Origin of the sequence: Bacillus sp. ISL-55 (genome assembly GCF_018613155.1) — a bacterium.
Taxonomy (GTDB): domain Bacteria; phylum Bacillota; class Bacilli; order Bacillales; family Cytobacillaceae; genus Mesobacillus.
On the sequence record NZ_JAGGQU010000043.1, the window covers coordinates 19,135 to 43,140 of the forward strand.

Here is a 24,006-nt window from a genome sequence, read left to right on the forward strand (position 1 = left end):
TTCATTTGACTGTCATTATCATCGTATGTAGTTCAATTTGTCCCTTATGTCATATGAGGAAATAAGAAGCCCCTGCAAAAAACTTTCCACAGGGGCTAAAGTCTGTATTCTCTAACTTAACCGCGATGGCAGCGGCCGCAACCACCACAGCGTCCGCACCCGGCGCAACGAGCGCATCCTCCACATCCGCCGCAGCCTCCGCAACGGAAACAACCACCGCCGCCAAAGCAGCTAAAGAAACAAGAAAAACCGAAACAACCGCCAAAACCACCCAAGCCTAGAAAAATCCGCTCATCCCCTGAATGGTACTGGTTTTGATCCCAGCTAACCGGCTGAGTTGCCTGGAAATCACCAACATTCAGCATTTGCAGTTCATTTTGAAAATTATTCATCATTATTCTTTCCCTCCTCGGATAAATACAGGGCTCCAAAAAACAAGTCACAACCTTGAGCACTACCAGAAATATTCTTATATACATGGTACAAACATAATTAATAAGAATACTCTTCATCAATTTATGAAGACGAAACGGCCATTGTCACATATGCAAAAGCCTATTTTAGGAAATTGAAGGGTACCGCTTAAGCTAAACACTTTTTCCCCTATCTATATCAAGGCAAGGGAGGTATAGAAAACTTCAGTTTTTTTTCGGACATTGCTTAGAATCAGAGTCGGACACTTCAGAAACATCCTCCTCATCACATCCTCAATTAAATGCCAAAGCGTGATGGTTTATAAAATATTCTGCAACTTCCATCGCAAAGTTGTACAATGAACATGTAAACTCAATTGTTTGGGAGGGAATAGCATTGAGAAACCACGAAATAGATTATAAGATTTACGGCGATGACATGCAGTTTGTTGAGGTTGAACTGGACCCGAATGAAACGGTGGTCGCTGAAGCTGGCAGTCTGATGATGATGGATCAGCAAATTGAAATGGAAACGATTTTTGGTGATGGTTCAGGCAGTGGCGGCGGACTTGTCGGCAAGCTTTTTGGTGCTGGGAAACGCCTTTTGACGGGCGAGAGCCTTTTCATGACCACATTTACCAATAATGGCCATGATAAAAAGCATGTATCATTCGCCTCTCCTTATCCTGGTAAAATCATTCCGATGAATTTGAGTGAGAATGGCGGCAAGATCATCTGCCAAAAGGACGCTTTCCTGGCTGCGGCAAAAGGTGTTTCAGTTGGGGTTGAATTCCAAAGGAAGCTAGGTGCAGGTTTCTTCGGTGGAGAAGGCTTCATCATGCAGAAGCTTGAAGGAGACGGAATGGCATTTGTCCACGCTGGCGGAACGATACATAAAAGAGAGCTTCAACCAGGAGAGGTCATTAAAGTCGATACTGGCTGCCTTGTTGCAATGACAAGCAACGTGAATTACGACATCGAAATGGTAAAAGGAATTAAAACAGCCTTATTTGGCGGAGAAGGACTCTTCTTTGCGACACTTAGAGGACCAGGAACTGTATGGATTCAATCACTTCCATTCAGCCGCCTTGCCAGCAGAGTATTTGCAGCCGCTCCACAAGCCGGAGGACAAAACAAAGGAGAAGGCAGTGTCCTTGGCGGAGTCTTCAGAATGCTTGACGGTGATTAATGATGAACAAGTGGGGATGGATTCCGAGTCAGGAACCATCCTTTTTTCATATGAGAATAATGTAATACATGAATCTTTTCCATTCCATAAACGTATTATAGTTAACTAAACTTTCTCTAAGTGAGGTGCTTACGGATGTTCTTAAGGATTTTCCATAAATCAAATCGTCCAACGAAAATAGCACTAATAACCGGCACTATTCTTTTACTGGCAGGCGGAATAGCTAGTCTTTATCTTTAAGCTTTTATTATCGACTAAAAATTAAGGCTAAACCAAGTGTTTCCCTGGTTCAGCCTTTTTAATTGAACGATTTATCTGCCTTTTCCTATTGTAATGGAATATACCCTATCTCCTCAACGAGCTTCTGCCCCTCAGGACCCTGCATCCATTCAAGCATAGGCTGGACTGATTTTTTCGGGTTTTCCTTTATTGTAATAGCATATAGATTGACGACATATGGATATTCACCTGACGCAATATTCTCAGGTGAAGGTTCTACTCCATCCAGTGAGACAAGTTTGATTTTTTCATTCGGATTCATCCCGGTTGTGAAAAATCGGAAAGAGTATCCTATTGAATTATTGTAGTTGCGGTAGCTGGCAACCTCCTCCATCAGATCACCCATTCCAGCAACTTCTTCTTTCAGCGCTGGCATCAATAGCGTATCACCCATGAATTTTTCCATGATTGTCTGGCTGCCCGAGTCCGCTGGCCGCTGGAACGCCATAATCTTGTTATCCTCTCCACCAACATCATTCCAATTGGTGATTTTACCAGAATAAATGGATTTAATATCCTCGGAAGCCAGGGTTTCAACAGGATTCTTTTCATTCACAAAAAACACAAAGGCTTCCTTACCAATTGGGGTAAGCACGAGTTCCTTCCCTTTGCTCTCTGCCAGGCTTTGTTGCGAAGCAGAAGGCTGGGCTCCGAAAAAAATATCAACCTCTCCTGATACTAGTCTTTCAAAAGCATAGATTGTATTCGTGAAACTAACAATCTCCTCGCCTGTAGGGAGATTGTTTTTGTTGCCGATATCCATGTAGGTTGCGTTTGCGAATGCAGCATAAACGGGATACGCTGCCTCCGCCCCATCCAATATGGGCATTTCGCTTTGAGTTTCCACACTGAAACTCGCAGGATCTTGCAGCATAGGCAGAATGTTATTCGGGTTCGTCACATAATATGGCTCCAGGTCAACACTCGAAAACCCATTGCCATAATCAAAACCATATGACACTGGGAGGATATGCTTGCTTCGCTCAATGTGGATTGAACCAATAACAGCCAACAACAGGACAATGATGCCAATCCCCACAGACAGATTCAGCTTCCTGAAAATAACCTTCGACTTCGTCCTCCGTTCGGATACGATATAGCCGATCAAAAAGAATAAATAATAAGCGAACGGCACAGCAAATATGTAAATAAATTGTCCCATCATCGCGGATATAAACGAATTCGGTAAAAACGGGAAAAGCGTGAATACGAAAATGGCCCATACCTCATGGCCAAAGAATCCCTTGGAAACTATCATCCCAATAGCAGCAAGAAGCACCGTCAGCAAAAGCGGTGAATAAATCGGCAAATACCGACCATAAAACGTGGCAGCCTGTGGCCTTTTTCCAAACCGAAACCCTATGATTATAGCAACAATCGAGATAATCCCTAGCAGGGCTGGCGGACCGTACTTCTCAATCGGTAAAACCGCAATCCCTATAAAAGATAGAAAAAGAGGCATTAGTACTAGATAAATAATCAAAAACCCGGCATCCTTCTTCATTACAAAGACCCCCATGAATCATTATATTTAGTGTAATTTTACACCAAAAGAATAAATTGGTAAATATATTTTATTAGTATTTAATTTAAAAATTTAAAGGTCAGCTTTGTATTACATTGGTGACCTAAATTTTGAGAAAATAAAGAAACAGGGCGTCAATACAGCGTTTTGGTGACCTAAATCTAGAGAATACGGAAAAACAGGTCAACAATACATCCTATCGATGACCTAAATCTCTAAAAATATGAAAAACAGGGCGCCAATGCAGCCTATTGGTGACCTAAATCTCTAAAAAAATCAAAAACAGGGCGCCAATACAGCCTTTTGGTGACCTAAATCTCTAAAAATATGAAAAACAGGTCAACAATACAGCCTATTGATGACCTAAATCCCTAAAAATATTAGAAACAGGGCGTCAATGCAGCCTATTGGTGACCTAAATCCCTAAAAATATTAGAAACAGGGCGTCAATGCAGCCTATTGGTAACCCAATCTTCAAAAATACGCAAAAAGAGGTCACCAATAAAAACCTAATTTAAATTGCCCTCAATAACAAAAAAGAGAGGAACCAATACAGTTCCTCCTCCTTCATCAAGCCGCTCTATTTAGAATTAAATCCTTCCTCCGATAAACACTCAGTACGACTCCGATAATAAACGCATTTAACATCATCGGGATAAATCCATAGCTGATGAATGGCAGGGAAATGGATGTCAGTGGAAGCAGGCCAGTCATCATTCCAGTATTATAGATGAATTGTACGAGGAACAATGTCACTCCGCCCACAAGCAACAGGTTCCCAAACCGAGAGTGGATTTGTGAGGAGATCATAACTATTCTCGCTGCAAACAGTGAGAGAATCACGAATAATCCAATCGCAAACATATAACCGTAATGATAGGTGAGATTGACAAACGCATAATCTGTATGTTCGAATGGCAATGATTCACTTTCAACAGCAGAACCAAACCAGCCGGCTGAAGATAGTCGTTCTTTTAGCTGCAAGTACATATATCCCGAGCTATCCGGGTATTTTTCAGGGTTCATGAATCCTAATATCCTTGCAAGCTGATATTCTTGCACAGTGAACCAGGCGAATGCTCCAAATCCGCCTGCTCCAATAACCGACGTGATCGTTATGATGGTTGCAGCTTTTCTGCTAATCGTGCTCCACCACATCATCACAAATACCATTACAACATAGATGAAGGAAACGGCCATATTTGGAACCGCCATAAATAGAAGCAGTGGTAACGAAAATAAGAGGAAGTGCTGCCATAGTTTAATTTTCGGGTTATTGAAAAATGAAGCCCAGCCCAGAAACAAGAATGGCAGTGCGTAGTGGCTTTCAATCTGGAACGAGCCAATCATAAAATATGGCACCCCATTTATGAATGTATTTGGGACCGTTAATAGTAAGAATAACAACAAGACTCCGATCGAATAAAATACCCAGCCTTTATTTTCAAATTTTCGATAATCAATAAACATCATACCTGCTGCAATTATCAAACCTAATAAAACATGAATAGCTTTCCTCACTAAATACCCATCTGATAATTCATCACCCAATGTGATCAACGGAAGGAAGCTTAATGCCATGGTTATCGCTAATAAACCGATCAGCCACCAGTCAATCCTCGGTTTATGGAGTTTGTTCAACTCATGTCCAAGCTTTGACGGACTCCCCATTTGGCTAACTGCTTTTTCCTCCGCCTCTCTCTCACTCAATCCTTTACCAACCCATTCTTGCTTGACCTCATTTAAATGATATTCCAACTCTGATGCCACAAATTTCTTCGCTTCCTTTGAGCGAATTTGATTTGTCACTTCACTTAAAAAATGAACCCATCTATTATTCATAGTTCTATCACTCCTCCAGCAATCCTTTTAAGACGATACGGCCTGAAGATAATTCTTTCTCCTGCTTACGAAGATACTTCCTCCCTTTATCGACGATTTGATAAAACTTCGCACCTTCCTCATTCCAACAGGAAGTAATAAACCGTTTTTGTTCCAGCATGTGCAGTATCGTGTACAGCGAGCCTTCGTTGTCCTCAAACTTACTAAAGCCCCTCGACCTTAGCAATCCAGTCAATTCATAGCCTGTCTTTTCATGGAGAAGCAGCTGCAAAATGGCTGCCATGAGCATATCATCAGTTTCATCAGGCAGGTTTATTTGTTTATGAATTTCATTTCTCATTTTTTCTGAGAAACTTATCTCTTTAAAAGTGGACTTTTCCATGGATTTTCGGAGTTTATTTAGCCGTTCTTCCATTATATTTCCTCCAATCTTTCTTTCAGGAGTTCTTTCGCACGTTTCAGCCGTGTCTTGATTGTATTTTCTTTAACCTCTGTCACCGCCGATATTTCCTTAATACTCATCTCTTCAAAATAAAATAGGTAAATCACTTCGCGATAGTTAACTGGCAGCTCCATGACCGCGGAGGCCAGCTGTCCATCTTCTTCCTCCTGTATGACAGTTTCCTCGACACTATCACTCTGCATCGCATCATAAACAGGCTGATAATCGATCGTAAAAACATTCTTGTTGTACCAGCTTTTTAAATAATCCTTGCAGTGGTTGGAAGCGATTCTCCAAAGCCAGGTCCGGAACTTCGACTTTCCGCTGTATGTATGAAGTGATTTATAACATTTTACGAAAATCTCCTGAGTCAAATCCTCAGCGATTTGTTTATTTTTCACATAAGAAAACGTTAGCTGCAGAATCTCTTGACCGTATCTGTCCATGATTTCATTAATTGCCTCTACTGTATTCTCGATTTCATTCATCTCTGCTGTTATTTCATCCACAACCGTTCCCCCTTCATAGTTATAGACGACACACTTTCAAAAAGGTTTTGGTAATCTTTTTTTAACATCATAAAAACGGGATAAAAGTTCTATTTTTTAAAAATTGAAAATAATATTCGTTTCTCTTCTCTTTCGTCTAGTAAAATAGAAAGTGGATTTAATTCGCGTGCATATATTATACAGAAATTAATTGTTAGGGAGGCTTTTAATATGATCAAAGAAGAATGTCAGCAAGCCTATACCCCAGATATAAAAGATCTACATGATATAAGCTTAGCACTGATCAACGCTAAGGATTTTTTCTCCAGTCATACATTGGATGGAAGATTTACATATGCGGCACCTTCTAGTAACACGCTTTTTGGTTACACACCCGCCGAGTTGTACGATCAATCCATTTTCAGTTTTTGCCACCCATTGGACCAGGAAAAGTTAGAACATTACTTTTCTTCTTTTCAGTCCGGGGAAATCCTGTTTCGTTTCAGGAGAAAAGAAGGTGATTATCTTTGGCTGGAATCCAGCTGCACGAAGGGTCCTTCACACACTGAAATTATGCTCATATCAAGAGATGTAACCCGCCGTGTAAATCGGGAGGAAAAACTGAAAGAACATCAAAAGAGAGATCGGCTATTCCTTGAACATTCGAAGGATACGATGGGGATCATTACAAAAAACGGTGTATGGACTTACATTAATGAACAGGGTAAGAAATTGATGGGTGCTACCAGTTTCGATGAAATAGTTGGTACGTCTTTGTATGACTATACTGACCCAAAGGACTATAAGTTGCTGCAAGAAAGCCTGGACTCAAGAGACTCCAGTGACCTTGAAATCAGTTTAATCCGGAAAGACAATGATTCAAAGCGTGCTGAGGTTCAGCTTATCCCGACGGTCTTCAAGAACAGAGACGTTTCCCTTGTTATCATTAAAGATATTACAGAACAAAGGAAAACCGAAGACCAGCTGCAGGTAGCTGAAAAACTTTCAGTAATCGGACAAATGGCAGCCGGAATCGCCCATGAAATCAGAAACCCATTGACTGCGATAAAAGGATTCACCCAACTTTTGAGTGAGCATCCGGCAGAAGAAGCCGAAGATTATGCCAAATCATCCTGGACGAGCTCGCCCGCATAGAATCTATAGTTGGCGACTTGTTAGTTCTTGCCAAGCCTCAGGCTTCCAATCTATCGAATGTAGACTTGATCTCTCTGGTGAACGGCGTTGTGAACTTGCTTAATCCCCAGGCAACGCTTTCGGATGCCTTTATTAAAATTAAAACTGATTCACCTAGCATTTACATAGATTGTGAGCCGGATAAAATAAAGCAGGTGTTAATAAATTTAATTCAAAATTCTATAGAGGCTATGACAAAAGGCGGAGAAATCCTCGTTGCTATCTCAAAAGAAGCAAATCTAGCTTCAATTCAAGTTATGGACCAAGGAGCAGGAATCCCAGAAGACCGGCTGAATAAACTAGGAGAACCATTCTATAGCACAAAGGAAAAAGGAACCGGCCTCGGCCTGATGATTTGCCAGAAAATCATCAAAAACCACTGCGGCAAGATCGAGTTTTCCAGCATCGTTGATGAAGGAACCACCGTTACAATTACCCTGCCTGTAAATGAGGATTACCAGGTTGACAATGAATAATCAGCAAAGTAAAAACTACTTTCAAGAGAGAATAACCCAAAGTGTGTAAACCATTCATTATTCGATGCAGATTTATAAATAACAATGAAAATGGCGTGTAAACTGACATCAGTTCTAACACGCCATTTTTCTGATTTATTGTATTTTCGCATCAGGGAAATAAATAATTCTTATTCAATTTTAGCACCCGTTACTTTAAGTACATCTTTTCACAATCACTAATGTCTATTTCCAATAGTCTAATGAACCAGACCTGTGGATTTAATATTACCCTATTCGATTTCCTTATTATAAAACTGCATCCTTCTTTCATCGTAAGTTTTTTCATCCTTAGTACCAAACCCGTAGCCGTCAGAAATAATGGAACTGACTGGGACAAGGAGAGTTAATGCTATTTTCCACTTTCCATCCTCTAAAACCATAGCAATCACGAAGTAATTTACACCGTCTATAAAATATTTGTTCTGTGAATACACTTTATAATTCACACCCACATAATACACTTTTGGGCTTTTAAATTTCTCCTTATAACGATAGGACAAAAACTGTTTACCATATTCGTAGGGCAGTTCCTTCCACATAACAAGGTGGGCTTCTTTAATGTTTAGCAGTCCTCGTTTGAACATTTGGTTTTCCTTATCAGCAATAAAGTCCAATAAATCCTTTCTACTATCCTTATCCCACCTAGAAACTGCAACTTCCCATTGGCTTTTATTTAAATAGTAGAAATAATTTTTGATAACGTTTATTGGAGCTTCCATTTTTGTTTTTTCTCCATTAACCGAAAGATTAAATATTGAAAAGTAAATAGATAAAATTAGAACAAAGACTTTTGTTTTCATTTCTTATCGCCACCTAAGACAATTTGTTCTTAGGTTGCCCACCATTGCTGGAAACCAATTCATCTTTTACTAACCTGCTTCGTTTGCTCAATAAGCACACGACCAAATGGCGTTAATCCTTCAAGGATCAACGCATTCTATAGTGAATAAAAATAATCACTCAAATTCATAATATATTCTATTTGTTAAATTTTCTTTTCATTCTAATAAAATTTCACAAAAGAAAATTTTAAGATTTTCGTAGGATTTGATAATTTTTTTTGTTCCAAAATCTATTTCTAATACTTTCCCTCCAGAATCAATCACATAATAAGTGTTTTTAACAATTGAATCAGCGAAGATGAAATAGGTCTTAGGAGTACGTTTTCTATTGTATAAATTCTCCATAGTTTTTAAATCAAAAGCTAAATGAACTTGCTCTTCTATGCTTAAACCTTTATATGTGTCTGCATCTTTTCCCGCGACTCTCAATATATCAAATAAATAACAGCCATTATAAAAGGTCAAAAACTTCTTATATTCAGCAGGGAACTCTTGTTTTAAATCTTCTTCAAACTTATTAATATCTTCTTTTGATAATGGTGGTTGAAGATGTGTATGCCATCTACCCTCTCCTAAGTGTCCATAAAGAACAGTTTTAGTTCGTAATTTTTTCTTATCTTCTCCATATAATTCACTTAGTTCTTTACTTAGAAATTCAAAAATATATATCACCTTCGTTTTAGCAATATAAACATATTATTTGTGGTTCTTCTTCAACTATCCTACCTCATCCAAAATGATTCAACAAAAAGAGGCGTAAATCCTTGTTAGTAATAATGGTTAATAACTGTCTCAGAAAACAAAAGGGCCAAATCGCAGGGAAAGCAATTTGGTCAACAAACTCATTAACATTTTTATTTGCTACATACCTTACTTTTTACAAGCCAATTTAAATTTTGTGATAGGAGCCGTCCTCCTTATGCATAAGATAGGATCCTATATTTGGGAACTCTGTCATTAATTTCTAATGATAAAAAAGTGCATTACTCCTTTTAAGGATTAATGCACGAGGTTAATTAAAATCTAATGATTTAGTTGTTTTTGTCCAAAGATGAAATTTAGTAAGGAATATAGTTTTTTCACTTATAGAGATTAGAAAAAATTATAGGCTAGTTTTACTTCATTTTTTTCTTAAACAATCCTGCGCCCGCTTTTACCCAGGGCGTAATATATACCATGCTGCAGGGTTTGCAGGCATTCATATTTTTTCAGGCCTGTCAGTGTTTCGGTTATTACCATTGCCAGCTCAGCTGATATCCCTACGAGGATCACCTCTACTCCTAGCAATCTTGCCGCTGAACCTAATTTGTCGATCAACTCGGCAGTGTAAGGAGAAATCTCCTTATTTAAGCCAGTAAGGTCAAGCAAGACATATCTTGCTTGATATTTTGGCAGATTGTTCAGCGTGTTCATGATCAGATCCTCCGCACGGTCCTCGTCGTATCTGCCGATCAACGGGACAACGACGATTCCATCAAGCACTGGAATGAGCGGAGATGATAATTCTTTGACCAAGTCCTGGAGCATTTTGGTTTTTTCCGCTACAAGGGTCTCCAGCTGCTGGATTTGCTTCGCTTCCTGTTTTCTTACCATCTGTCGGATATTTTGCTGAACATTCACGTCAGACGGAAAGTATTCTACTATGGTATATGGATTGGAGTCATTTTGGTACTCGACGATTTCATACCAGAAATTCCTCCCGAACAATCCTGTAAAAACACCTGCATAATGTGCTGGCACGAAAATCCCTTGTTTCTCCTGGGTTCCAAGTTGGTTCATTTTATATTCCCAGTCATCTTTAATATATAAAGTAAAATTCTTCGTATCAACATCCATTTTTTCTACTCTTACATAACCCCATCCAGCCGGTACATACGTATCCGAGAGCCATGCCACCACATTGGATGTATTGATTTCCTTCATTTCCCTGAAGCCTTCGCCAACGATGATTCCCTGCCGGAAACCCGTCGCCTCAAGTACGAGATTCGTTGCCTCTTCACCTGTAATTTCATTAATAGTATCGAAGAAGGTTTTCATGGCAGACACCCAGAAAAAAACAACGTCTCCTCCTTCAAATAACACTTGTCCTGTAGATAAATCCCACTTCAATTCCACGCCGCCAACAACAAGATCTTTTTGCATCTCCACTTCGTTCACCTTCTAGTAATTAGTTTATGTAAAAAGTTAATTGAGATTTATTATCAAAATTCGACCTAACACCTTTCAAATCCTGCCAAATCTGACAATTTTGTTGGCATGCTTTCGGTTACTTACCAACTTAGCTTATTTTATATATCAAAGGGTAAATAATTGATAAAAAAAGTGGGGCGAGAATGTAAAGGAACAATCAAAAAAACGCTTCCTTCTCGGAAGTTCTATTCCTTCAGGTGTGACTGTCATTTAAGCATCTACCATAATGCTAAGGTTCAGATTAAGCTGGAGGAACTCAGGAAGGATGATTAATTCTCTCCCTATCCTTCCTATGTATTGTAAAATGAATTAATTCTCTAGATAAAATGATTCACCTCTCGCACCCACGCTGAGATTCTACCCGTAGAATCCCACAGCATTCAATACAAAAACACCTGCCAATGTTACACAAGTCCCAGTTAAAGCCGCAATTGCTGCGGTCCTTATTTTTTTCGATTCGAACCAAACAGTCAAGGAAACGATGATGGTAAAAATGAAACCGAAGAAAATAGAAGCTGCCGGATTCGTCGGACCTAGCCAGTCATACCAATTCAAAAAATCCATATAACAGCACTCCTCCCAATCTTTTACTTCTTATACGATTGAATTACTTATCGGTTTCATTTTTTTAACTTACCATTCCTTTCGATAGCAGCGGAAAAATTAAAAGGCTGCACGGTAAAAAACTCTGTGCAACCTTATTTACACTAATAAGGACCTGTTTCGCGGCTATTCTTCACTGCATCTTTTGTAGCTTCATTTGCAGCTAACGAACCTTGCCCACCCTGTCCATATATGTAAAATTAATGATCAGGTTTACTACCATAATTAATACGGCTTTAATAAGTATAATTTTGTATGATTCATTGCCATTCCTCGCATTTATATGTTGAAATCGCAATATCTTCCATTCCATTTAATCAAAATACCCTTAATATCACTAAATAAACTGTTCATTTAAAAATAGAATCCTTATTACTCTCAGGTATCCTCTGGTATAGATTCATCTTCTTCGTCACGGCGTTTTTGACGGACACTTTTCTCCATTTCCAATCGGTTTCTGTCCGTCATGACCACGATGATGGAAACTTTTCTTCTTTCCCCACAGGTTTCTGTCCGTCTTATACCTATAACTGATCATCATATAAGACATATGTTTTCATATTAAATTAATTCGCATGAAACCAAAATAACCCCTAAAACGTATTAAATCTGGAGGTGATCAAATGACATTTAAAAGCTTGATTGTTACTCTTGGCACTTTTCTTCTTACTACGGGTATTCTCTACCTGATTGGACATTCTTTTTCGTTAACCTCGTTAATGTTCCAATACGAATTTTCTTCTGACTCAGATGGTTTCTTCATATCAGGCGGGTCACTGCTGCCTATGATTATAGGCCTCATTGCCAGTTTTCTTGTGGAAAAGATTTATGTTCTCAGACATCGGCAAGGATAGGACAAAAAAACGCGCTGACCCCCTAAGGATCAACGCGTTTAACTGTTCGAATTTATTGACCTAGAATCTTCATTTCTTTTAAAGGATAAAAAACAACCTTCGTTGTTCCAACGATACTTTTAATCGGAACCGCCCCAATATGGCGGCTATCCTTACTATTTCTTCGGTTATCCCCCAGCACAAATATATGCCCTTCTGGAACAACCTCACTGCCCACAGGCGTCTCATCTAACGTAAAAGAACCAGTCAGCAGCCCATTGGTGATGAGCTTTTTGCTTTTTTCCAAATATGGTTCTTCATAAGGGTTCCCATTTATATAAAGCACATCGTCTTTGTATTCTACCCGGTCACCAGGAAGCCCGATGACCCGCTTGATATAATCCTTGTCCTCTGTTGCATGGAAAACGACGATATCAAACCGTTTCGGCTGGCCGATTTTTGTAACGAACATCCTCTCCTGGCTATGTAGAGTAGGCTCCATAGAAGCACCTTTTACCTCTATGGGAGTCATTAAAAACGATCGAACAACAAAAGCCAGTACAATTGCGATTAGAAATGCCTTTGCCCATTCCCAAATTTCATTTCTTTCTTTTACCATATGGCACATCCTTTCCAAATTATTCTATTGGATTCTATTTCCACATAGAACATTGGAAATCCTTCTTAATCAAAATCCAAAATAAAAAGAGGCAAAAGCCTCTTTTGGGAAATGATTATTTTTTTATATATTCCATAAGTGTATCCGGGTCAAAACCAAGAACCCAGTTGCCATTAACCTTCGTTTGTGGCACACCCATCTGTCCAGTTTCTTCAACCAGCTTTTGCGCAGCAGCTTGATCGTATTGTACATTCACTTCTTTGTAGTTTAATCCTTGACCCTCAAGGAATTGTTTCATCATTGTGCAGTAAGGTCAAGTGTTCGTAGTGTAAACCGTGATATCGTTCATTTTAAATCCTCCTCGAAATTTTTAATACCCTATAATGTATTATCCCGAATTTGCTATATTTTTGCAAAAAAGAAGCACCGGGGATACTTATGTTTTTCCCTATTTTACTTTAAAAAAACAGGAAGGGAGGTATTTTAATAGTAGGTGGGTAACTAAAAGCAAATTTCTCATTATCAAGATATAATAGAAGAAAACTAACGATTGGAGCGGAGGAAAGATCAATGGAACTTCTCTTCATCCCAGTTGCTATTGTATTTGCTGCCATGTTCATACATGCTGTTAATGATGTTTCAAAGGTTCGAAAAGAACTGGAACTTGTTAAAAAACAAAATGAAGAAATCATAGAGTTATTGAAATCTCACAAGAAAAATATATAGTCTTTACTGCCTTGGAGCAAACAGCATAACCGAAACACCGATTATACATATTCCGGCTCCAACCCAATCGTAAAAATCAGGAGTTTTTTTATCAACTCCCCACCCCCATAGCACTGACAAAACAATGAATACGCCTCCGTAAGCAGCGTAAACTCTGCCGAATGATGGGAAGGATTGAAATGTCGCAATGACGCCATAAATCGCAAGTGCCAGTCCTCCTCCTATTCCCCAATAAAACGGTTTTCCTTCCCTTAGCCATAACCAGATCAAATATCCTCCGCCAATTTCGGCTATTCCTGCTATAATGAACAACAAAATCGCACTAAATATGACAATCACTTCCTAAATTGATAAATGTACTAGCATTATAACGCTATTTTACGATCATATTAGAAGTTCAACATAATCCATGACCGTTTTATAGCAACTTTTTTATTTTTATAGCGAATTTCTTTTTTTTATAGCGATTTTCTCGTTTTTATAGCGAAATTTTCATTTTTATAGCGAATTTTACTTTTTTATAGCGATTTTTTTCGTTTTTATAGCGAATTGGAAAATCAGCTTGTTTTTTTCCAGTTTCAATTTGTTAAAATAGAGAAAAAGATACGTCAGGCGGTTGGTTTTATGCTGAATTGGCAATATGTGAGAAGTATCAGTCTAAAGAGCGAGGAAGTGCCATCATTTCGGGATTATCCGTTTAATCTTCCTAGTTTTAAAGCATTAGATGAATTAACGCTCCACCCAAAGGTCACATTTCTAATTGGTGAGAACGGGATGGGCAAATCGACTTTACTTGAGGCGATTGCAGTTGGTCTAGGTTTTAATCCTGAAGGAGGTTCGTTTAATTTCAATTTTTCAACCTATGACTCCCATTCGGATTTAGGGAATTATTTACGAATTGTAAAAGGAATAGAAAGGCCACAGGACGGATTTTTCCTGCGTGCTGAAAGCTTTTATAATGTCGCTTCCAATATCGAAGAACTAGATAGCGAAGGACCTGGTCCGAAGGTAATTGATTCATTTGGCGGAGAGTCTTTGCACGAACAATCACATGGCGAGGCATTTTTCTCTACATTCCTTCACCGGTTTCGTGGCAATGGCCTGTATATAATGGATGAACCCGAAGCAGCACTCTCGCCGTTGAGGCAAATGTCAATGCTGACGCGCATCCATGATCTCGTAAATGATAACTCCCAGCTTATCATTGCCACGCATTCTCCAATCATCATGGCCTATCCTGATGCAGCAATCTATGAATTCAGTGAAGAAGGCATTTTTAAAAGAAAGCTGGAAGAAACGAATCATTATCGCATCATGAAACAGTTTTTCGAGAATACACCCAGGATGATTCATCATCTATTAACTGAATAAATTACAAGAAATGATTATACATAATTAGTATCTATTGATAATCCGCTTAAAAACCCTGGTCACTTTAATTTGATTAGCACGCTCCCATTTAATCCATTCCAGGGCAAGTATCGTAATCAAAAGCCAGATCGTACCAGCTAAATGCCCCGCCAGTACATCGCTTGGAAAGTGGGCTCCAAGATAGATTCTAGTAAATCCGATACACACAACCAGAAAGCCTGCAACTATAGTTGTCATCCATTTAGTGAAAGGCTTTCTCGCAGAACGGACGATAAAATAGGCAATCAATCCATAAAAAATCAGCGAACCCATGGAATGTCCGCTAGGAAAGCTGTAGCCAATTGCATCAATCTCTGGATTAATAGAAGGACGCCCTCTTCCAAAAAGCTGTTTCAACAATTTGGTCAGCGCACCCCCGCCACCGATGGCTATTAATAAAAAAAGAATACCTAATTTATCCTTCGCCTTTACCCATAAGGCAATTATTGCAGCAAGTGTGCATAACGACAAAAACCATACAGAACCTAGCTCTGTAACAAAAATCATGATCTGGTCCAAAGTAGCGTTTTCGATTAAGTTGATCCTTTGTATGATCGCATCATCAATCGCATTGATTTCGTTTTCGAGCATTTCTTCCGCTAATTCCGAAAATATGACGATAAAAAGCACGGACATTGCAGCTCCGACGATCATCAGCAAAAACGGAAATCCTGCCTGTTTTATTTCTTCCTTATTTATTTCCACAACACCTACCTCCCTTTCCAACATAAAAAACGGCTGATTTTCCCAATATGTAAATCCATAAATTCTTTACAAGATCTGAATCCTAAACCTAACATTTTAACCAAACTATAATAAACTTTTACCCGACATAAATCCAAGTAAACAGCACAGCATTGTAGATGACAGCTGGCCATTTATTTTACTAATAAAATTTTATTAAGACTACTATGTTTGCCATTGAGGATGTAATTCCAAATATTACTTTTTTACAATCATAACTTGTAAATATTTGCATACTCTGTGATAGACTATTTTTATAGAAAACATCATGAGACTGATAGAAATAGATTTCAAGGGGGAGTAGTCGTGTATAACAGTGGTTTAATCCTTGAAGGCGGAGGGATGAGAGGTGTCTACACCGCCGGGGTGCTGGAGCATTTTTTAGAAAACGAATTATTTTTTCCGTATGTCATTGGTGTTTCTGCTGGTGCGTGCCAGGGCTCTTCCTATATTTCCAGGCAGCCTGGACGCAACAAGCAGGTCACCATTGACTATGTTAAACATCAGGATTATATTTCTTATAAAAATTTACTATTAAAAAAGGAATTATTCGGGATGGATTTCATTTTTGATAAACTCCCTAATGAGCTTGTTCCATTTGATTTTGAAACTTTTAACAGCGCTGCTGAAAAGTTTCTTGTTGGCACGACCGATTGTATCACCGGCGAACCCATTTATTTTGATAAAAATGATGTTCCTAAGGAATTCCTGAAAATCATCAGAGCGTCCAGTACACTGCCCTTCATGGCGCCGGCCATTGAGTTCCAGGGACGGACACTGATGGATGGCGGGATTGCTGATCCAATTCCAATTCGGAAAGCAATAGCTGATGGAGTGAGAAAAAACGTAATCGTTCTAACGAAACCAAAAGGATATCGCAAGAAGAAATCATCCCTGTCCTGGCTGCCACGATATGTATATAAGGAATACAAAGGGCTGCACACTGCCCTCGAAACTCGCTACAAGCTATATAACGAAACTCTTGACTATATTGAAGAACTCGAAGCAAAAAAGGAAGTCTTCGTCATTAGACCTTCAAAGAATCTCAAGGTAGGAAGAGTTGAGCGCAATCCCGATAAACTGACTCAATTGTATGACGTTGGATTTGAAGATGTGAAGGAAAGTTACGGCGAATTGAAAGACTGGCTGGGAGAGTAAAATGCTGTTAAATGATGCACTTGAAGTTTTATCAAATAGCCTTAAACAAGACAAAAGAGTTCAAGCTGTTTTTGTGAAAGGATCTGTTGGGCGCGGCGAGCAAGACGAACATTCAGATTTGGATTTGTATTGCCTTGTTGAAGAGAATGACCTTGATGGTTTCCTTCAAAGTCGGATCAATCATCTAGAATCCTATGGAAAATTACTTTTTCATGATGACATTTTTATCGTTGCACCACAGATTCTTGCAGTATATGAAAATATGCTTCATGTCGATTTATTTACAGTTACAGAGAAGACTTTTATTGAAAAAGACTTCTTTAAAGTCATTTACGACCCAGCTAATCTACTGGAAAAATTCCAAAGCACTCAAAACCTCAGGTTATCTGCAGATGATTTACAGGATGCAGTCGATGACGTCGCCTGGTTTCTTTTTCAATACAAAAAATCTGCAGCACGCGGCAATGATTTATGGGCAGTGAATATGCTCAATCAAGTCATGTCACATCTAGCAAAAGTGTTGCTGCATAGATATAAACCTGAACGAGCTCAATTAGGGTTGAAAACAGCAGAAGCATCATTGCCTAAAGAAGTCATTAAAAATGTCAGCGAAATCCAGGAAAACATCACTCCCCGGAAACATCGGATAGCTGCTGGGCTTCTTCGTGACCTTTTGAACCAAGAAGCGGAATGGATTCTTAATGAAGTGACTCATCCTGACAAGATTGAACCATTGTGGAATAGGGTTTTGGAAGAGTAGTGTTTGCATTCACGTGCTTCGAATAAGATCCATCACCACCCTTGGCAAATATATTATATTTCCATTCTCATTCGTTTTCATTGAGCCTATGCCTAAAAGACCATTCCATTCCTGAGATATGCTTCAGAGTGTAGACCCTCCAGTTGAAAATGAAAATTGCGTGTAAACTGACACCAGTCTTACACGCCATTTTTCTGATTTTGTAGTATTCGCATTCAATATAAGCTATTGGGAAATCTAAACGAATAGGCAATTAATTCTTTTCTATTCTTGATGGATGGCTGGTCTATCTAAACCTTTTCGAACCATATGAATTTGAATGGACTCTGCTTTCCTGTATATTAAGGCTAGAAAACAATTAGGAAGGATGATTACTATTTCTATTCAAAAGCAAATACAGCTTAAAAAGAGACCAACTGGAGTTCCTACTTCTGAACATTTTGAATTTGTGGAAGTTCCTGTAGACTCCCCTGCAAAAGGAGAAGTCCTTTTGCAAACTATTTATATCTCGGTTGATCCTTATTTAAGAGGCCGCATGAATGACACCAAATCGTATATCCCTCCGTTCAACTTGAACGAGGCGATTTCAAGTGGCGTAATTGGAAAAGTAGTTGAGACAAAGTCAGACCTTTTTGAAGTTGGCGATTTCGTAATCGGCTCATTAGGCTGGCAGGAATTCTCCATCGCCAAAGAAAATACTATACGTAAAATTGACCCGATTCTGGCACCAGTATCAGCCTACTTAAGTGTATTGGGCATGACCGGTCTTACGGCGTACTTTGGCTTACTACATATCGGCAAGCCGAAAGAAGGAGAAACCGTTGTTGTATCCGGTGCCGCAGGAGCTGTCGGTTCCATTGTGGGTCAAATCGCAAAAATCAAAGGTGCGAGGGTTGTTGGTATTGCAGGTTCCGAGGAGAAGGTTCGTTATCTTCTGGATGACCTTGGATTTGATGCAGCAATCAACTATAATACACAGGATGTGGGCTCCGCTCTAAAAGAAGCATGTCCTGACGGGATCGATGTCTATTTTGAGAACGTAGGCGGAGAGATTTCAGATGCAATTTTCCCGCTCTTGAACAACTTCGCAAGAATTCCTGTCTGCGGAGCGATCTCAGCTTATAACAAGTCTGAGCCAGATGTAGGGCCCCGGGTGCAAGGGTACTTAATCAAGACAAGTTCGTTGATGCAAGGTTTCACTGTCGGCAATTACTCCTCCCGTTTTGGCGAGGGAGCGAAAGAATTGGCAAGCTGGCTTTTAGAAGGGAAATTGAAGTATGAAGAAACGGTTACAGAAGGCTTTGAAAATACAATAGATGCATTTTTAGATTTGTTCAAAGGCGCAAATCTGGGAAAAGCAATCGTGAAAGTTGCTGATTCTGACAAATAACTTGAAATGTGTAGGCGCCATGTCCAATTTCGCCAAGCGCTGGTGCATATCCTTAAAATGACAATGAAAATGGCGTGTAAACTAATATCAATTTTAACACGCCATTTTTCTGATTTATTGTATATTTAGTCCAAAATATAATGGTTTTTATTCAACATACGCACCCTATAGTTTAAGTGCACTTATTCACAAAGTTAATTAACAAAAACAAGAGAAGGACGGAATCTAAACCCGCCCTTCTTTCTCTATTTAATTTACTATTTTATTTTCTTTATTATAGATAGTAATATGGTACGAATCGTTTCCTACTTTGGTCTTCATATCTTCAGACCGGAGAAAGTCATTTATCACTTTTTCAAGCTGTTTAGCAAAATCCCTAGTATTTTGGGTTTCCCCTGATAGCGTTATGAACGCCTGAATCTCCGGCTCTGAATGAATTGAATATCCAACCATCCTAACTTTGTAATCCTTTTTACCAAGTATGTCCTCACCAACAAGGTCCAGAATCCCTCTCCATCTTTCATCCATTTCCAATTCAGCCATATCTATTTTCTTTACCTTTAAATAAACATCACTTATACCATTTTCGCTCAGTACATCTTTCACGATTTGTTCCATTTCACTAATTCTAGTCTCTGTGTCGGGAATACCAATTTCCAGCTTTTTTGGAAGATCGTATCTCATCTCCAGGACATTATAACCCTGTGTATTTAACTTTTCATTAATATCTTCTATAATTCCAGCGTGTTTTAACTCTTTTTCACTGAGCCGCCACTCAATTTCCTTTGGTCTCGAAAGGACTACTTTTACTTTATATGCATCATAATTGCTAGAATGTAATATATTCGACGCTATTTGGTTAACATCATTTTTCACTTGATTAAGATATTCCTCTGAACCATCTACACTTATCGTAATTACCTTTTCAGGATATGATACACCTGCTGTGACTTTATAACCTTTTGCTATAAGTTCCTCCGATATTTGTTCTATAATATCAGACTTATTTCCAAAAATTTGTCCAAAAAAAGGAACTTTAGCTACAACCTGTGCTATAGCAGGTGATACAAATGCTGAACCAATAAATAGAGATAAAACAAGAACCGCTGCACCACTTAAAGTGAGAACTTTTTTAAAACGAACTGCATAACTCCTTTTAATTATTGTTACACCATAGTTATCTCCCTGATTCAATTCTAACCTGGCATAAGTATCTCTTTTAAATTGCTCAATATCAACTTGATGTTTAAAGTAACTTTTTGCTGACTGTAAAACCTTTTCTTCCATAGCCATCCTCCTCAATTTTAGTACTTAATAATTTGCGACCACGGGCCAGTCTAGATTTAACTGTCCCAATATTAAGATGTAAAATTTGTGAAATTTGCTGAATGGAAAGTTCCTCGAAATAGAAAAGAATAATGGGAATACTGTAATGTATCGGGAGATTGTATACAGCATTATGAATTTCCTCTTCCTGAATATCTCTTATGTATAATTCTTCAGTACTTTCCTGCCGTCTTTCAGGTAAAAAATCCGATATTACTTCTCTCCAGGATTTTCGAAATGAGCTTTTACATTCATTGATAACTATCCTTGCAAGCCAAGGAAAAGGCCCCTCTTTATTCTTTAAACTCTCCATTGATTTATAAGCCTTAATAAATGCATCTTGTACACAATCCTCTGCTTTAGGCCAATCTTGGACATATGTATAAGCGAGTCTAACAAGACGTTGCGTATAGGTATCGATCCACATTTCCAAGACCTCATTCTTATCCAAGAATTTGCCCCCTTTCATCTTCATTTTTGGTTTTCAAATGTATGATGCAAGTACTCAAGAAAAGGTTCCATTTTTTTATCATAATAAAAAAAGGACTAAAACCAATTACGTTTAGTCCAAGCGGTTCGCTTGTTCAATTAACCTGCTGCTTTAGTTCAACAAGAAAAAACTGCGTGGTTCGGCAGATGGAATTTCGACTCATATACCGGTTACTTAAAAAAAGAAGCAACTATAAACCCTATTATGATTACAAGAATAAGTATCCCTGTTCCTTTCCAACCTAAACTTCCTACTAAATCCACAAGACCTCCGCTGTTTGCTCTATTAAAAGCATCGTTCATATTACCAGTTGGGTTGTTTTTCAATTCTTGTTGCCTTAATCTCTCTCTTTTTTGTCCAGGAGTTTCTTTGTTATCTTGCATTTAAACACCTCCAGTAATTTAAACGATCTTTCCTCTTAAATTCTATAAGAAAATCCATTATCCTGTTGAACTAACCTGCTGCGTTTGTTTAAGTAGAATGTTTCACAATTGTTGATATTCCTTAGAATCTATAAGTGTTTTTTAATATTCCAACCAACTATTAACAACTTCCTCAAAATTGTGATCTTTCCAAGATATAATTGCGTTCATTTCCCCGACTTGTAAAACTTTTTCTTGAAATAACAGATCCCCCAAAAAGTATGCTAATCGAGGAAAACCAAACGTTTTGCCTCCATTAATGGAAAACCACTCACGGAAAATTTGCTGCGGAGTACTTTTTGCAAGATCTTTTGCAAACTCAAGTTGAATTTCCTTTTTATGCGCTGATGCAAATTCCAACCATTCATCGCCATTATCATCGTAAGAAAAATATACGGAAGAGGACAATCCAGGCGATGTTTTCCTTGAAAAATGTGTAGCTGCCCCTTCTTGAAATAGCCAGATAAGAGGATTATTCCACTCCATTTTCGACCATTCATTTCCCGCTTTATCTGAAATGATATTATGAGTAACGTGCCCTAATTCGTGTGCAATAATGGCTTGCAAATGGCTACTTTCTGGCGATAATTTTTCTAACGCAAAAGTTACATTAGGTATTATTTGTTTGTGTGAATAGGCATTAGAACCAAAACCACCGACAATTAAATATATATCAATAGGAAAATTCACTTGATACATACCCAAGTAATTTTGCTCTACTTCTTTTATAATGGTGACAATTTCGTTGTGGATTAACTTGATGGAAGTCAAGACTTGAGGATACCTTTTTATAGACTGAATATGTCTTTCTTCGGTGTCTTTGCAATGATATAAAAAATACTCTTTGAAAATCCCTGGGAACTTCATATAGTAGCTCCGCAAGAAATTTATAGAAGGTTGATAGTTATCCAAAAAATACGGTACAGTATCAACTATTTTCAAAAAAATCCTCCTATTCATTAACTTTTGACATAGCTATCTTCAATTAATAATTAGGCATTTAGGTTAATTTTACCATTATGATGGAAGTTTTTCTTAAACTAACCTGCTCCGTTTGTTCAATAAGGTTTAGCAATAAAGTACGGAAACCTAATCCTCCATGGTTCTACGACCCCACCAAATTACCAATTAGTTATATTATTCAAGTACTAAAACTACAATAAGTTAAAATTTATAGTACCAAAAAATCGCAATTTCATTTGCTGTTGGAAAGTTAGAATAAAGCATAGTATCAACTGCACCTATTACAAAGTGATTTTTGGCGTAACATTGGCACGCTGAAACATTAATATCTTGTGTTTCAAGCACTAGACCACTAAAGTTATTCTCCTTTGCCCACTCAATAGCTTTATTTAATAAAGCAGTTCCAACACCTTTTTTTCTATAATTTGTTGCAACAGCAATGTCCTCAATTAGTGCATAACCATTCCAATTAGAACGAATCTTAATCCTACCGATGCAGTCGTTTTCATCATACTAAAAATATACAATTTTCCCCTGTTCTTCAATATATCTTGAAATAAGGTTCAGAGAATATCTCCTCTGTATATTTCCAAACATTGTTTTCAAATGTAGGTATAATTCTCCCCGAAACAACGAAACATTCGTTAGGTTTATTACAATCCTCCATATTAAATTGAGTCATTTCAATTATCATAGCCATCTCCTTCAAAACGAGATTATATGGAATACAACTTGTATTATAGCCTTCTATTTACTTCGTCCTTTTTCAACTAAACTGCCTCGTTAGTTGAATTAGAATCAAATTAAACTCTTTTCTCAGCAATCCTTTTTAATTCTGTCGCACGAGTAGCAATAAATTCACTCATATACTTTTTTAAAAACAACGTATCTGCTACAAGTCCGAAAATACCAAGTGGTGACTTATACTCAAATATATCGGTCATTATAGTTCCATCTGGGTGTTCAATAAATTGGTGGGTATGAACAAAGGATTGAAAAGCTCCTTTTACCATAACATCCACAAACTTATGAGGTCTTTCCATTATAATAACTTCCGCGGTCAACCTTTGCTTAACGCCAAAGTGAATTGCTTCCCAGGTAACTACATCACCTAGTTCCAATAACCCCTCAGTAATGCCACCAACAGCTCTTTCCCTGGTTTTAGTAGTAGTTTGTGTATGTATATCTACGTTCCTTGCCAGGTCAAAACAGAGTTCAATGGGAGCTTTGATAAATTGTTCATTTTTAATAATAGGCATCCATATCCCTCACTAATAGATCGTTATACTTCTTCCACTATCCTGCATCGTATGTTCAATAAGGAATTCAACAAAAAACGGTGGTAATCCCTCCTTGATCATCGCACCCTCAACAATAAGGTTCGCGGCGAGAAAGGCATAAACCTGCTTAAATCAGCAGCAATGTTTAATCTCTATTATCTAATAAATTTACACAATCCTCTTCCAAATGTTTGGATGTATTATTTTTCTCATAAAAATCGATAATATTACCATCCGTCGCCCCCTGCCAATCCCTTTCACAAAACTGAACCACTTCTTTGCTTTTTTTCGAAACCCCATAATAATAATACATATATGGTTCATCCTTAAATACAACTGTTGTGAGCGTCAAGTTAAAAT

General features: G+C 38.2%; 27 protein-coding genes and 2 pseudogenes. 9 read left to right on the top strand and 20 right to left on the bottom strand.

From position 1 onward, the window contains the following. Window positions 1-116: 116 nt before the first annotated feature. The gene (locus J7E32_RS19215) at window positions 117-395 is read right to left on the bottom strand and encodes a heterocycloanthracin/sonorensin family bacteriocin (RefSeq protein ID WP_286183573.1); all 279 of its coding nucleotides are present in this window, start codon (window positions 393-395) and stop codon (window positions 117-119) included. A gap of 415 nt (window positions 396-810) precedes the next feature. Here J7E32_RS19215 and J7E32_RS19220 point away from each other — a divergent pair, with 415 nt between their 5' ends. Beyond that, entirely contained in the window at window positions 811-1,602 is a 792-nt protein-coding gene (locus J7E32_RS19220; RefSeq protein WP_214910782.1) for a TIGR00266 family protein, read from the top strand. Between the two features lie 325 nt (window positions 1,603-1,927). Here the strand turns inward: J7E32_RS19220 and J7E32_RS19225 are convergent, their stop codons facing one another. From J7E32_RS19225 to J7E32_RS19240, 4 genes are all read right to left on the bottom strand, one after another. Next, the gene (locus J7E32_RS19225) at window positions 1,928-3,385 is read right to left on the bottom strand and encodes a PstS family phosphate ABC transporter substrate-binding protein (protein WP_214910784.1); all 1,458 of its coding nucleotides are present in this window, start codon (window positions 3,383-3,385) and stop codon (window positions 1,928-1,930) included. 591 nt (window positions 3,386-3,976) lie between these two features. Beyond that, window positions 3,977-5,248 (bottom strand): FtsW/RodA/SpoVE family cell cycle protein, encoded by a 1,272-nt coding sequence (locus tag J7E32_RS19230; protein ID WP_214910786.1) that lies wholly within the window; start codon window positions 5,246-5,248, stop codon window positions 3,977-3,979. 7 nt (window positions 5,249-5,255) lie between these two features. After that, window positions 5,256-5,663, bottom strand: coding sequence for a PadR family transcriptional regulator (locus J7E32_RS19235; protein ID WP_214910788.1), 408 nt, complete (start codon window positions 5,661-5,663; stop codon window positions 5,256-5,258). Further along, on the bottom strand, window positions 5,663-6,199 hold the full coding sequence (locus tag J7E32_RS19240; protein WP_214910790.1) for a sigma-70 family RNA polymerase sigma factor: 537 nt from the start codon (window positions 6,197-6,199) through the stop codon (window positions 5,663-5,665). Before J7E32_RS19240 ends, J7E32_RS19235 begins: the two co-directional genes overlap by 1 nt. 210 nt (window positions 6,200-6,409) lie before the next feature. Here J7E32_RS19240 and J7E32_RS23030 point away from each other — a divergent pair, with 210 nt between their 5' ends. After that, window positions 6,410-7,333 carry a PAS domain S-box protein gene (locus J7E32_RS23030; protein WP_286183574.1) on the top strand — a complete coding sequence of 308 codons (924 nt, stop codon included), beginning with the start codon at window positions 6,410-6,412 and terminating at the stop codon, window positions 7,331-7,333. Window positions 7,334-7,350: 17 nt separating this feature from the next. Then, window positions 7,351-7,848, top strand: a complete 498-nt coding sequence (locus tag J7E32_RS23035; protein ID WP_286183575.1) for a sensor histidine kinase — start codon at window positions 7,351-7,353, stop codon at window positions 7,846-7,848. A 272-nt stretch (window positions 7,849-8,120) separates the two neighbouring features. Here J7E32_RS23035 and J7E32_RS19250 read toward each other — a convergent pair whose 3' ends face one another. The 4 genes from J7E32_RS19250 to J7E32_RS19265 form a co-directional block, all read right to left on the bottom strand. Continuing rightward, the gene (locus J7E32_RS19250) at window positions 8,121-8,690 is read right to left on the bottom strand and encodes a DUF4829 domain-containing protein (protein ID WP_214910792.1); all 570 of its coding nucleotides are present in this window, start codon (window positions 8,688-8,690) and stop codon (window positions 8,121-8,123) included. Between the two features lie 198 nt (window positions 8,691-8,888). After that, window positions 8,889-9,404 carry an SMI1/KNR4 family protein gene (locus J7E32_RS19255; RefSeq protein WP_214910793.1) on the bottom strand — a complete coding sequence of 172 codons (516 nt, stop codon included), beginning with the start codon at window positions 9,402-9,404 and terminating at the stop codon, window positions 8,889-8,891. A 459-nt stretch (window positions 9,405-9,863) separates the two neighbouring features. Then, the gene (locus J7E32_RS19260) at window positions 9,864-10,874 is read right to left on the bottom strand and encodes an STAS domain-containing protein (protein ID WP_286183579.1); all 1,011 of its coding nucleotides are present in this window, start codon (window positions 10,872-10,874) and stop codon (window positions 9,864-9,866) included. 405 nt (window positions 10,875-11,279) lie between these two features. After that, window positions 11,280-11,486, bottom strand: a complete 207-nt coding sequence (locus J7E32_RS19265; protein ID WP_214910797.1) for a hypothetical protein — start codon at window positions 11,484-11,486, stop codon at window positions 11,280-11,282. Window positions 11,487-12,148: 662 nt separating this feature from the next. On the opposite strand from J7E32_RS19265, the gene J7E32_RS19270 reads away from it, so the two are divergent. After that, on the top strand, window positions 12,149-12,379 hold the full coding sequence (locus J7E32_RS19270; protein WP_214910799.1) for a hypothetical protein: 231 nt from the start codon (window positions 12,149-12,151) through the stop codon (window positions 12,377-12,379). Window positions 12,380-12,431: 52 nt separating this feature from the next. Here J7E32_RS19270 and lepB read toward each other — a convergent pair whose 3' ends face one another. Both lepB and J7E32_RS19280 read right to left on the bottom strand, forming a co-directional pair. Further along, window positions 12,432-12,977 carry a signal peptidase I gene (gene lepB, locus J7E32_RS19275; protein ID WP_214910801.1) on the bottom strand — a complete coding sequence of 182 codons (546 nt, stop codon included), beginning with the start codon at window positions 12,975-12,977 and terminating at the stop codon, window positions 12,432-12,434. Between the two features lie 115 nt (window positions 12,978-13,092). Continuing rightward, window positions 13,093-13,326, bottom strand: a complete 234-nt coding sequence (locus tag J7E32_RS19280; RefSeq protein ID WP_214910803.1) for a glutaredoxin family protein — start codon at window positions 13,324-13,326, stop codon at window positions 13,093-13,095. 221 nt (window positions 13,327-13,547) lie between these two features. Between J7E32_RS19280 and J7E32_RS19285 the strand changes: the two genes are divergently transcribed. Then, the gene (locus J7E32_RS19285) at window positions 13,548-13,703 is read left to right on the top strand and encodes a hypothetical protein (protein WP_214910805.1); all 156 of its coding nucleotides are present in this window, start codon (window positions 13,548-13,550) and stop codon (window positions 13,701-13,703) included. Between the two features lie 3 nt (window positions 13,704-13,706). Here the strand turns inward: J7E32_RS19285 and J7E32_RS19290 are convergent, their stop codons facing one another. Next, window positions 13,707-14,033 carry a YnfA family protein gene (locus J7E32_RS19290; RefSeq protein WP_214910829.1) on the bottom strand — a complete coding sequence of 109 codons (327 nt, stop codon included), beginning with the start codon at window positions 14,031-14,033 and terminating at the stop codon, window positions 13,707-13,709. Between the two features lie 294 nt (window positions 14,034-14,327). Between J7E32_RS19290 and J7E32_RS19295 the strand changes: the two genes are divergently transcribed. Next, window positions 14,328-15,074 (top strand): AAA family ATPase, encoded by a 747-nt coding sequence (locus J7E32_RS19295; protein ID WP_214910807.1) that lies wholly within the window; start codon window positions 14,328-14,330, stop codon window positions 15,072-15,074. A 24-nt stretch (window positions 15,075-15,098) separates the two neighbouring features. Here the strand turns inward: J7E32_RS19295 and J7E32_RS19300 are convergent, their stop codons facing one another. After that, window positions 15,099-15,818, bottom strand: a complete 720-nt coding sequence (locus J7E32_RS19300) for a phosphatase PAP2 family protein (protein WP_214910809.1) — start codon at window positions 15,816-15,818, stop codon at window positions 15,099-15,101. 345 nt (window positions 15,819-16,163) lie between these two features. Between J7E32_RS19300 and J7E32_RS19305 the strand changes: the two genes are divergently transcribed. From J7E32_RS19305 to J7E32_RS19315, 3 genes are all read left to right on the top strand, one after another. After that, on the top strand, window positions 16,164-17,015 hold the full coding sequence (locus J7E32_RS19305) for a patatin-like phospholipase family protein (RefSeq protein ID WP_214910811.1): 852 nt from the start codon (window positions 16,164-16,166) through the stop codon (window positions 17,013-17,015). A gap of 1 nt (window position 17,016) precedes the next feature. Further along, window positions 17,017-17,775: a nucleotidyltransferase domain-containing protein gene (locus J7E32_RS19310; protein WP_214910813.1), complete on the top strand. Its 759-nt coding sequence runs from the start codon at window positions 17,017-17,019 to the stop codon at window positions 17,773-17,775. A gap of 367 nt (window positions 17,776-18,142) precedes the next feature. Then, window positions 18,143-19,165, top strand: a complete 1,023-nt coding sequence (locus J7E32_RS19315) for an NADP-dependent oxidoreductase (RefSeq protein ID WP_214910815.1) — start codon at window positions 18,143-18,145, stop codon at window positions 19,163-19,165. 249 nt (window positions 19,166-19,414) lie between these two features. Here J7E32_RS19315 and J7E32_RS19320 read toward each other — a convergent pair whose 3' ends face one another. The 7 genes and pseudogenes from J7E32_RS19320 to J7E32_RS19350 all read right to left on the bottom strand — a co-directional run. Then, entirely contained in the window at window positions 19,415-20,452 is a 1,038-nt protein-coding gene (locus tag J7E32_RS19320; RefSeq protein ID WP_214910817.1) for a DUF4179 domain-containing protein, read from the bottom strand. Then, window positions 20,412-20,942, bottom strand: a complete 531-nt coding sequence (locus tag J7E32_RS19325; RefSeq protein WP_214910819.1) for an RNA polymerase sigma factor — start codon at window positions 20,940-20,942, stop codon at window positions 20,412-20,414. Before J7E32_RS19325 ends, J7E32_RS19320 begins: the two co-directional genes overlap by 41 nt. Window positions 20,943-21,151: 209 nt before the next feature. Further along, window positions 21,152-21,364, bottom strand: coding sequence for a DUF6366 family protein (locus tag J7E32_RS19330; RefSeq protein ID WP_214910821.1), 213 nt, complete (start codon window positions 21,362-21,364; stop codon window positions 21,152-21,154). A 141-nt stretch (window positions 21,365-21,505) separates the two neighbouring features. After that, on the bottom strand, window positions 21,506-22,345 hold the full coding sequence (locus J7E32_RS19335) for a M48 family metalloprotease (RefSeq protein ID WP_286183577.1): 840 nt from the start codon (window positions 22,343-22,345) through the stop codon (window positions 21,506-21,508). Between the two features lie 222 nt (window positions 22,346-22,567). Beyond that, window positions 22,568-23,060: pseudogene (locus J7E32_RS19340) on the bottom strand (GNAT family N-acetyltransferase). Between the two features lie 109 nt (window positions 23,061-23,169). Then, window positions 23,170-23,625 carry an SRPBCC family protein gene (locus J7E32_RS19345; RefSeq protein ID WP_214910825.1) on the bottom strand — a complete coding sequence of 152 codons (456 nt, stop codon included), beginning with the start codon at window positions 23,623-23,625 and terminating at the stop codon, window positions 23,170-23,172. A 166-nt stretch (window positions 23,626-23,791) separates the two neighbouring features. Continuing rightward, window positions 23,792-24,006, bottom strand: a pseudogene (locus tag J7E32_RS19350) (hypothetical protein); the annotation flags it as partial.

Excerpts from the sequence above, each read along its gene's own strand:
- J7E32_RS19215 (WP_286183573.1), bottom strand. The coding sequence starts at position 395 with ATGATGAATAATTTTCAAAATGAACTGCAAATGCTGAATGTTGGTGAT.
- J7E32_RS19225 (WP_214910784.1), bottom strand. The coding sequence starts at position 3,385 with ATGAAGAAGGATGCCGGGTTTTTGATTATTTATCTAGTACTAATGCCT.
- J7E32_RS19230 (WP_214910786.1), bottom strand. The coding sequence starts at position 5,248 with ATGAATAATAGATGGGTTCATTTTTTAAGTGAAGTGACAAATCAAATT.
- J7E32_RS19235 (WP_214910788.1), bottom strand. The coding sequence starts at position 5,663 with ATGGAAGAACGGCTAAATAAACTCCGAAAATCCATGGAAAAGTCCACT.
- J7E32_RS23030 (WP_286183574.1), top strand. The coding sequence starts at position 6,410 with ATGATCAAAGAAGAATGTCAGCAAGCCTATACCCCAGATATAAAAGAT.
- J7E32_RS19250 (WP_214910792.1), bottom strand. The coding sequence starts at position 8,690 with ATGAAAACAAAAGTCTTTGTTCTAATTTTATCTATTTACTTTTCAATA.
- J7E32_RS19260 (WP_286183579.1), bottom strand. The coding sequence starts at position 10,874 with ATGCAAAAAGATCTTGTTGTTGGCGGCGTGGAATTGAAGTGGGATTTA.
- J7E32_RS19265 (WP_214910797.1), bottom strand. The coding sequence starts at position 11,486 with ATGGATTTTTTGAATTGGTATGACTGGCTAGGTCCGACGAATCCGGCA.
- J7E32_RS19270 (WP_214910799.1), top strand. The coding sequence starts at position 12,149 with ATGACATTTAAAAGCTTGATTGTTACTCTTGGCACTTTTCTTCTTACT.
- lepB (WP_214910801.1), bottom strand. The coding sequence starts at position 12,977 with ATGGTAAAAGAAAGAAATGAAATTTGGGAATGGGCAAAGGCATTTCTA.
- J7E32_RS19285 (WP_214910805.1), top strand. The coding sequence starts at position 13,548 with ATGGAACTTCTCTTCATCCCAGTTGCTATTGTATTTGCTGCCATGTTC.
- J7E32_RS19295 (WP_214910807.1), top strand. The coding sequence starts at position 14,328 with ATGCTGAATTGGCAATATGTGAGAAGTATCAGTCTAAAGAGCGAGGAA.
- J7E32_RS19310 (WP_214910813.1), top strand. The coding sequence starts at position 17,017 with ATGCTGTTAAATGATGCACTTGAAGTTTTATCAAATAGCCTTAAACAA.
- J7E32_RS19315 (WP_214910815.1), top strand. The coding sequence starts at position 18,143 with ATGATTACTATTTCTATTCAAAAGCAAATACAGCTTAAAAAGAGACCA.
- J7E32_RS19320 (WP_214910817.1), bottom strand. The coding sequence starts at position 20,452 with ATGGAAGAAAAGGTTTTACAGTCAGCAAAAAGTTACTTTAAACATCAA.
- J7E32_RS19330 (WP_214910821.1), bottom strand. The coding sequence starts at position 21,364 with ATGCAAGATAACAAAGAAACTCCTGGACAAAAAAGAGAGAGATTAAGG.
- J7E32_RS19345 (WP_214910825.1), bottom strand. The coding sequence starts at position 23,625 with ATGCCTATTATTAAAAATGAACAATTTATCAAAGCTCCCATTGAACTC.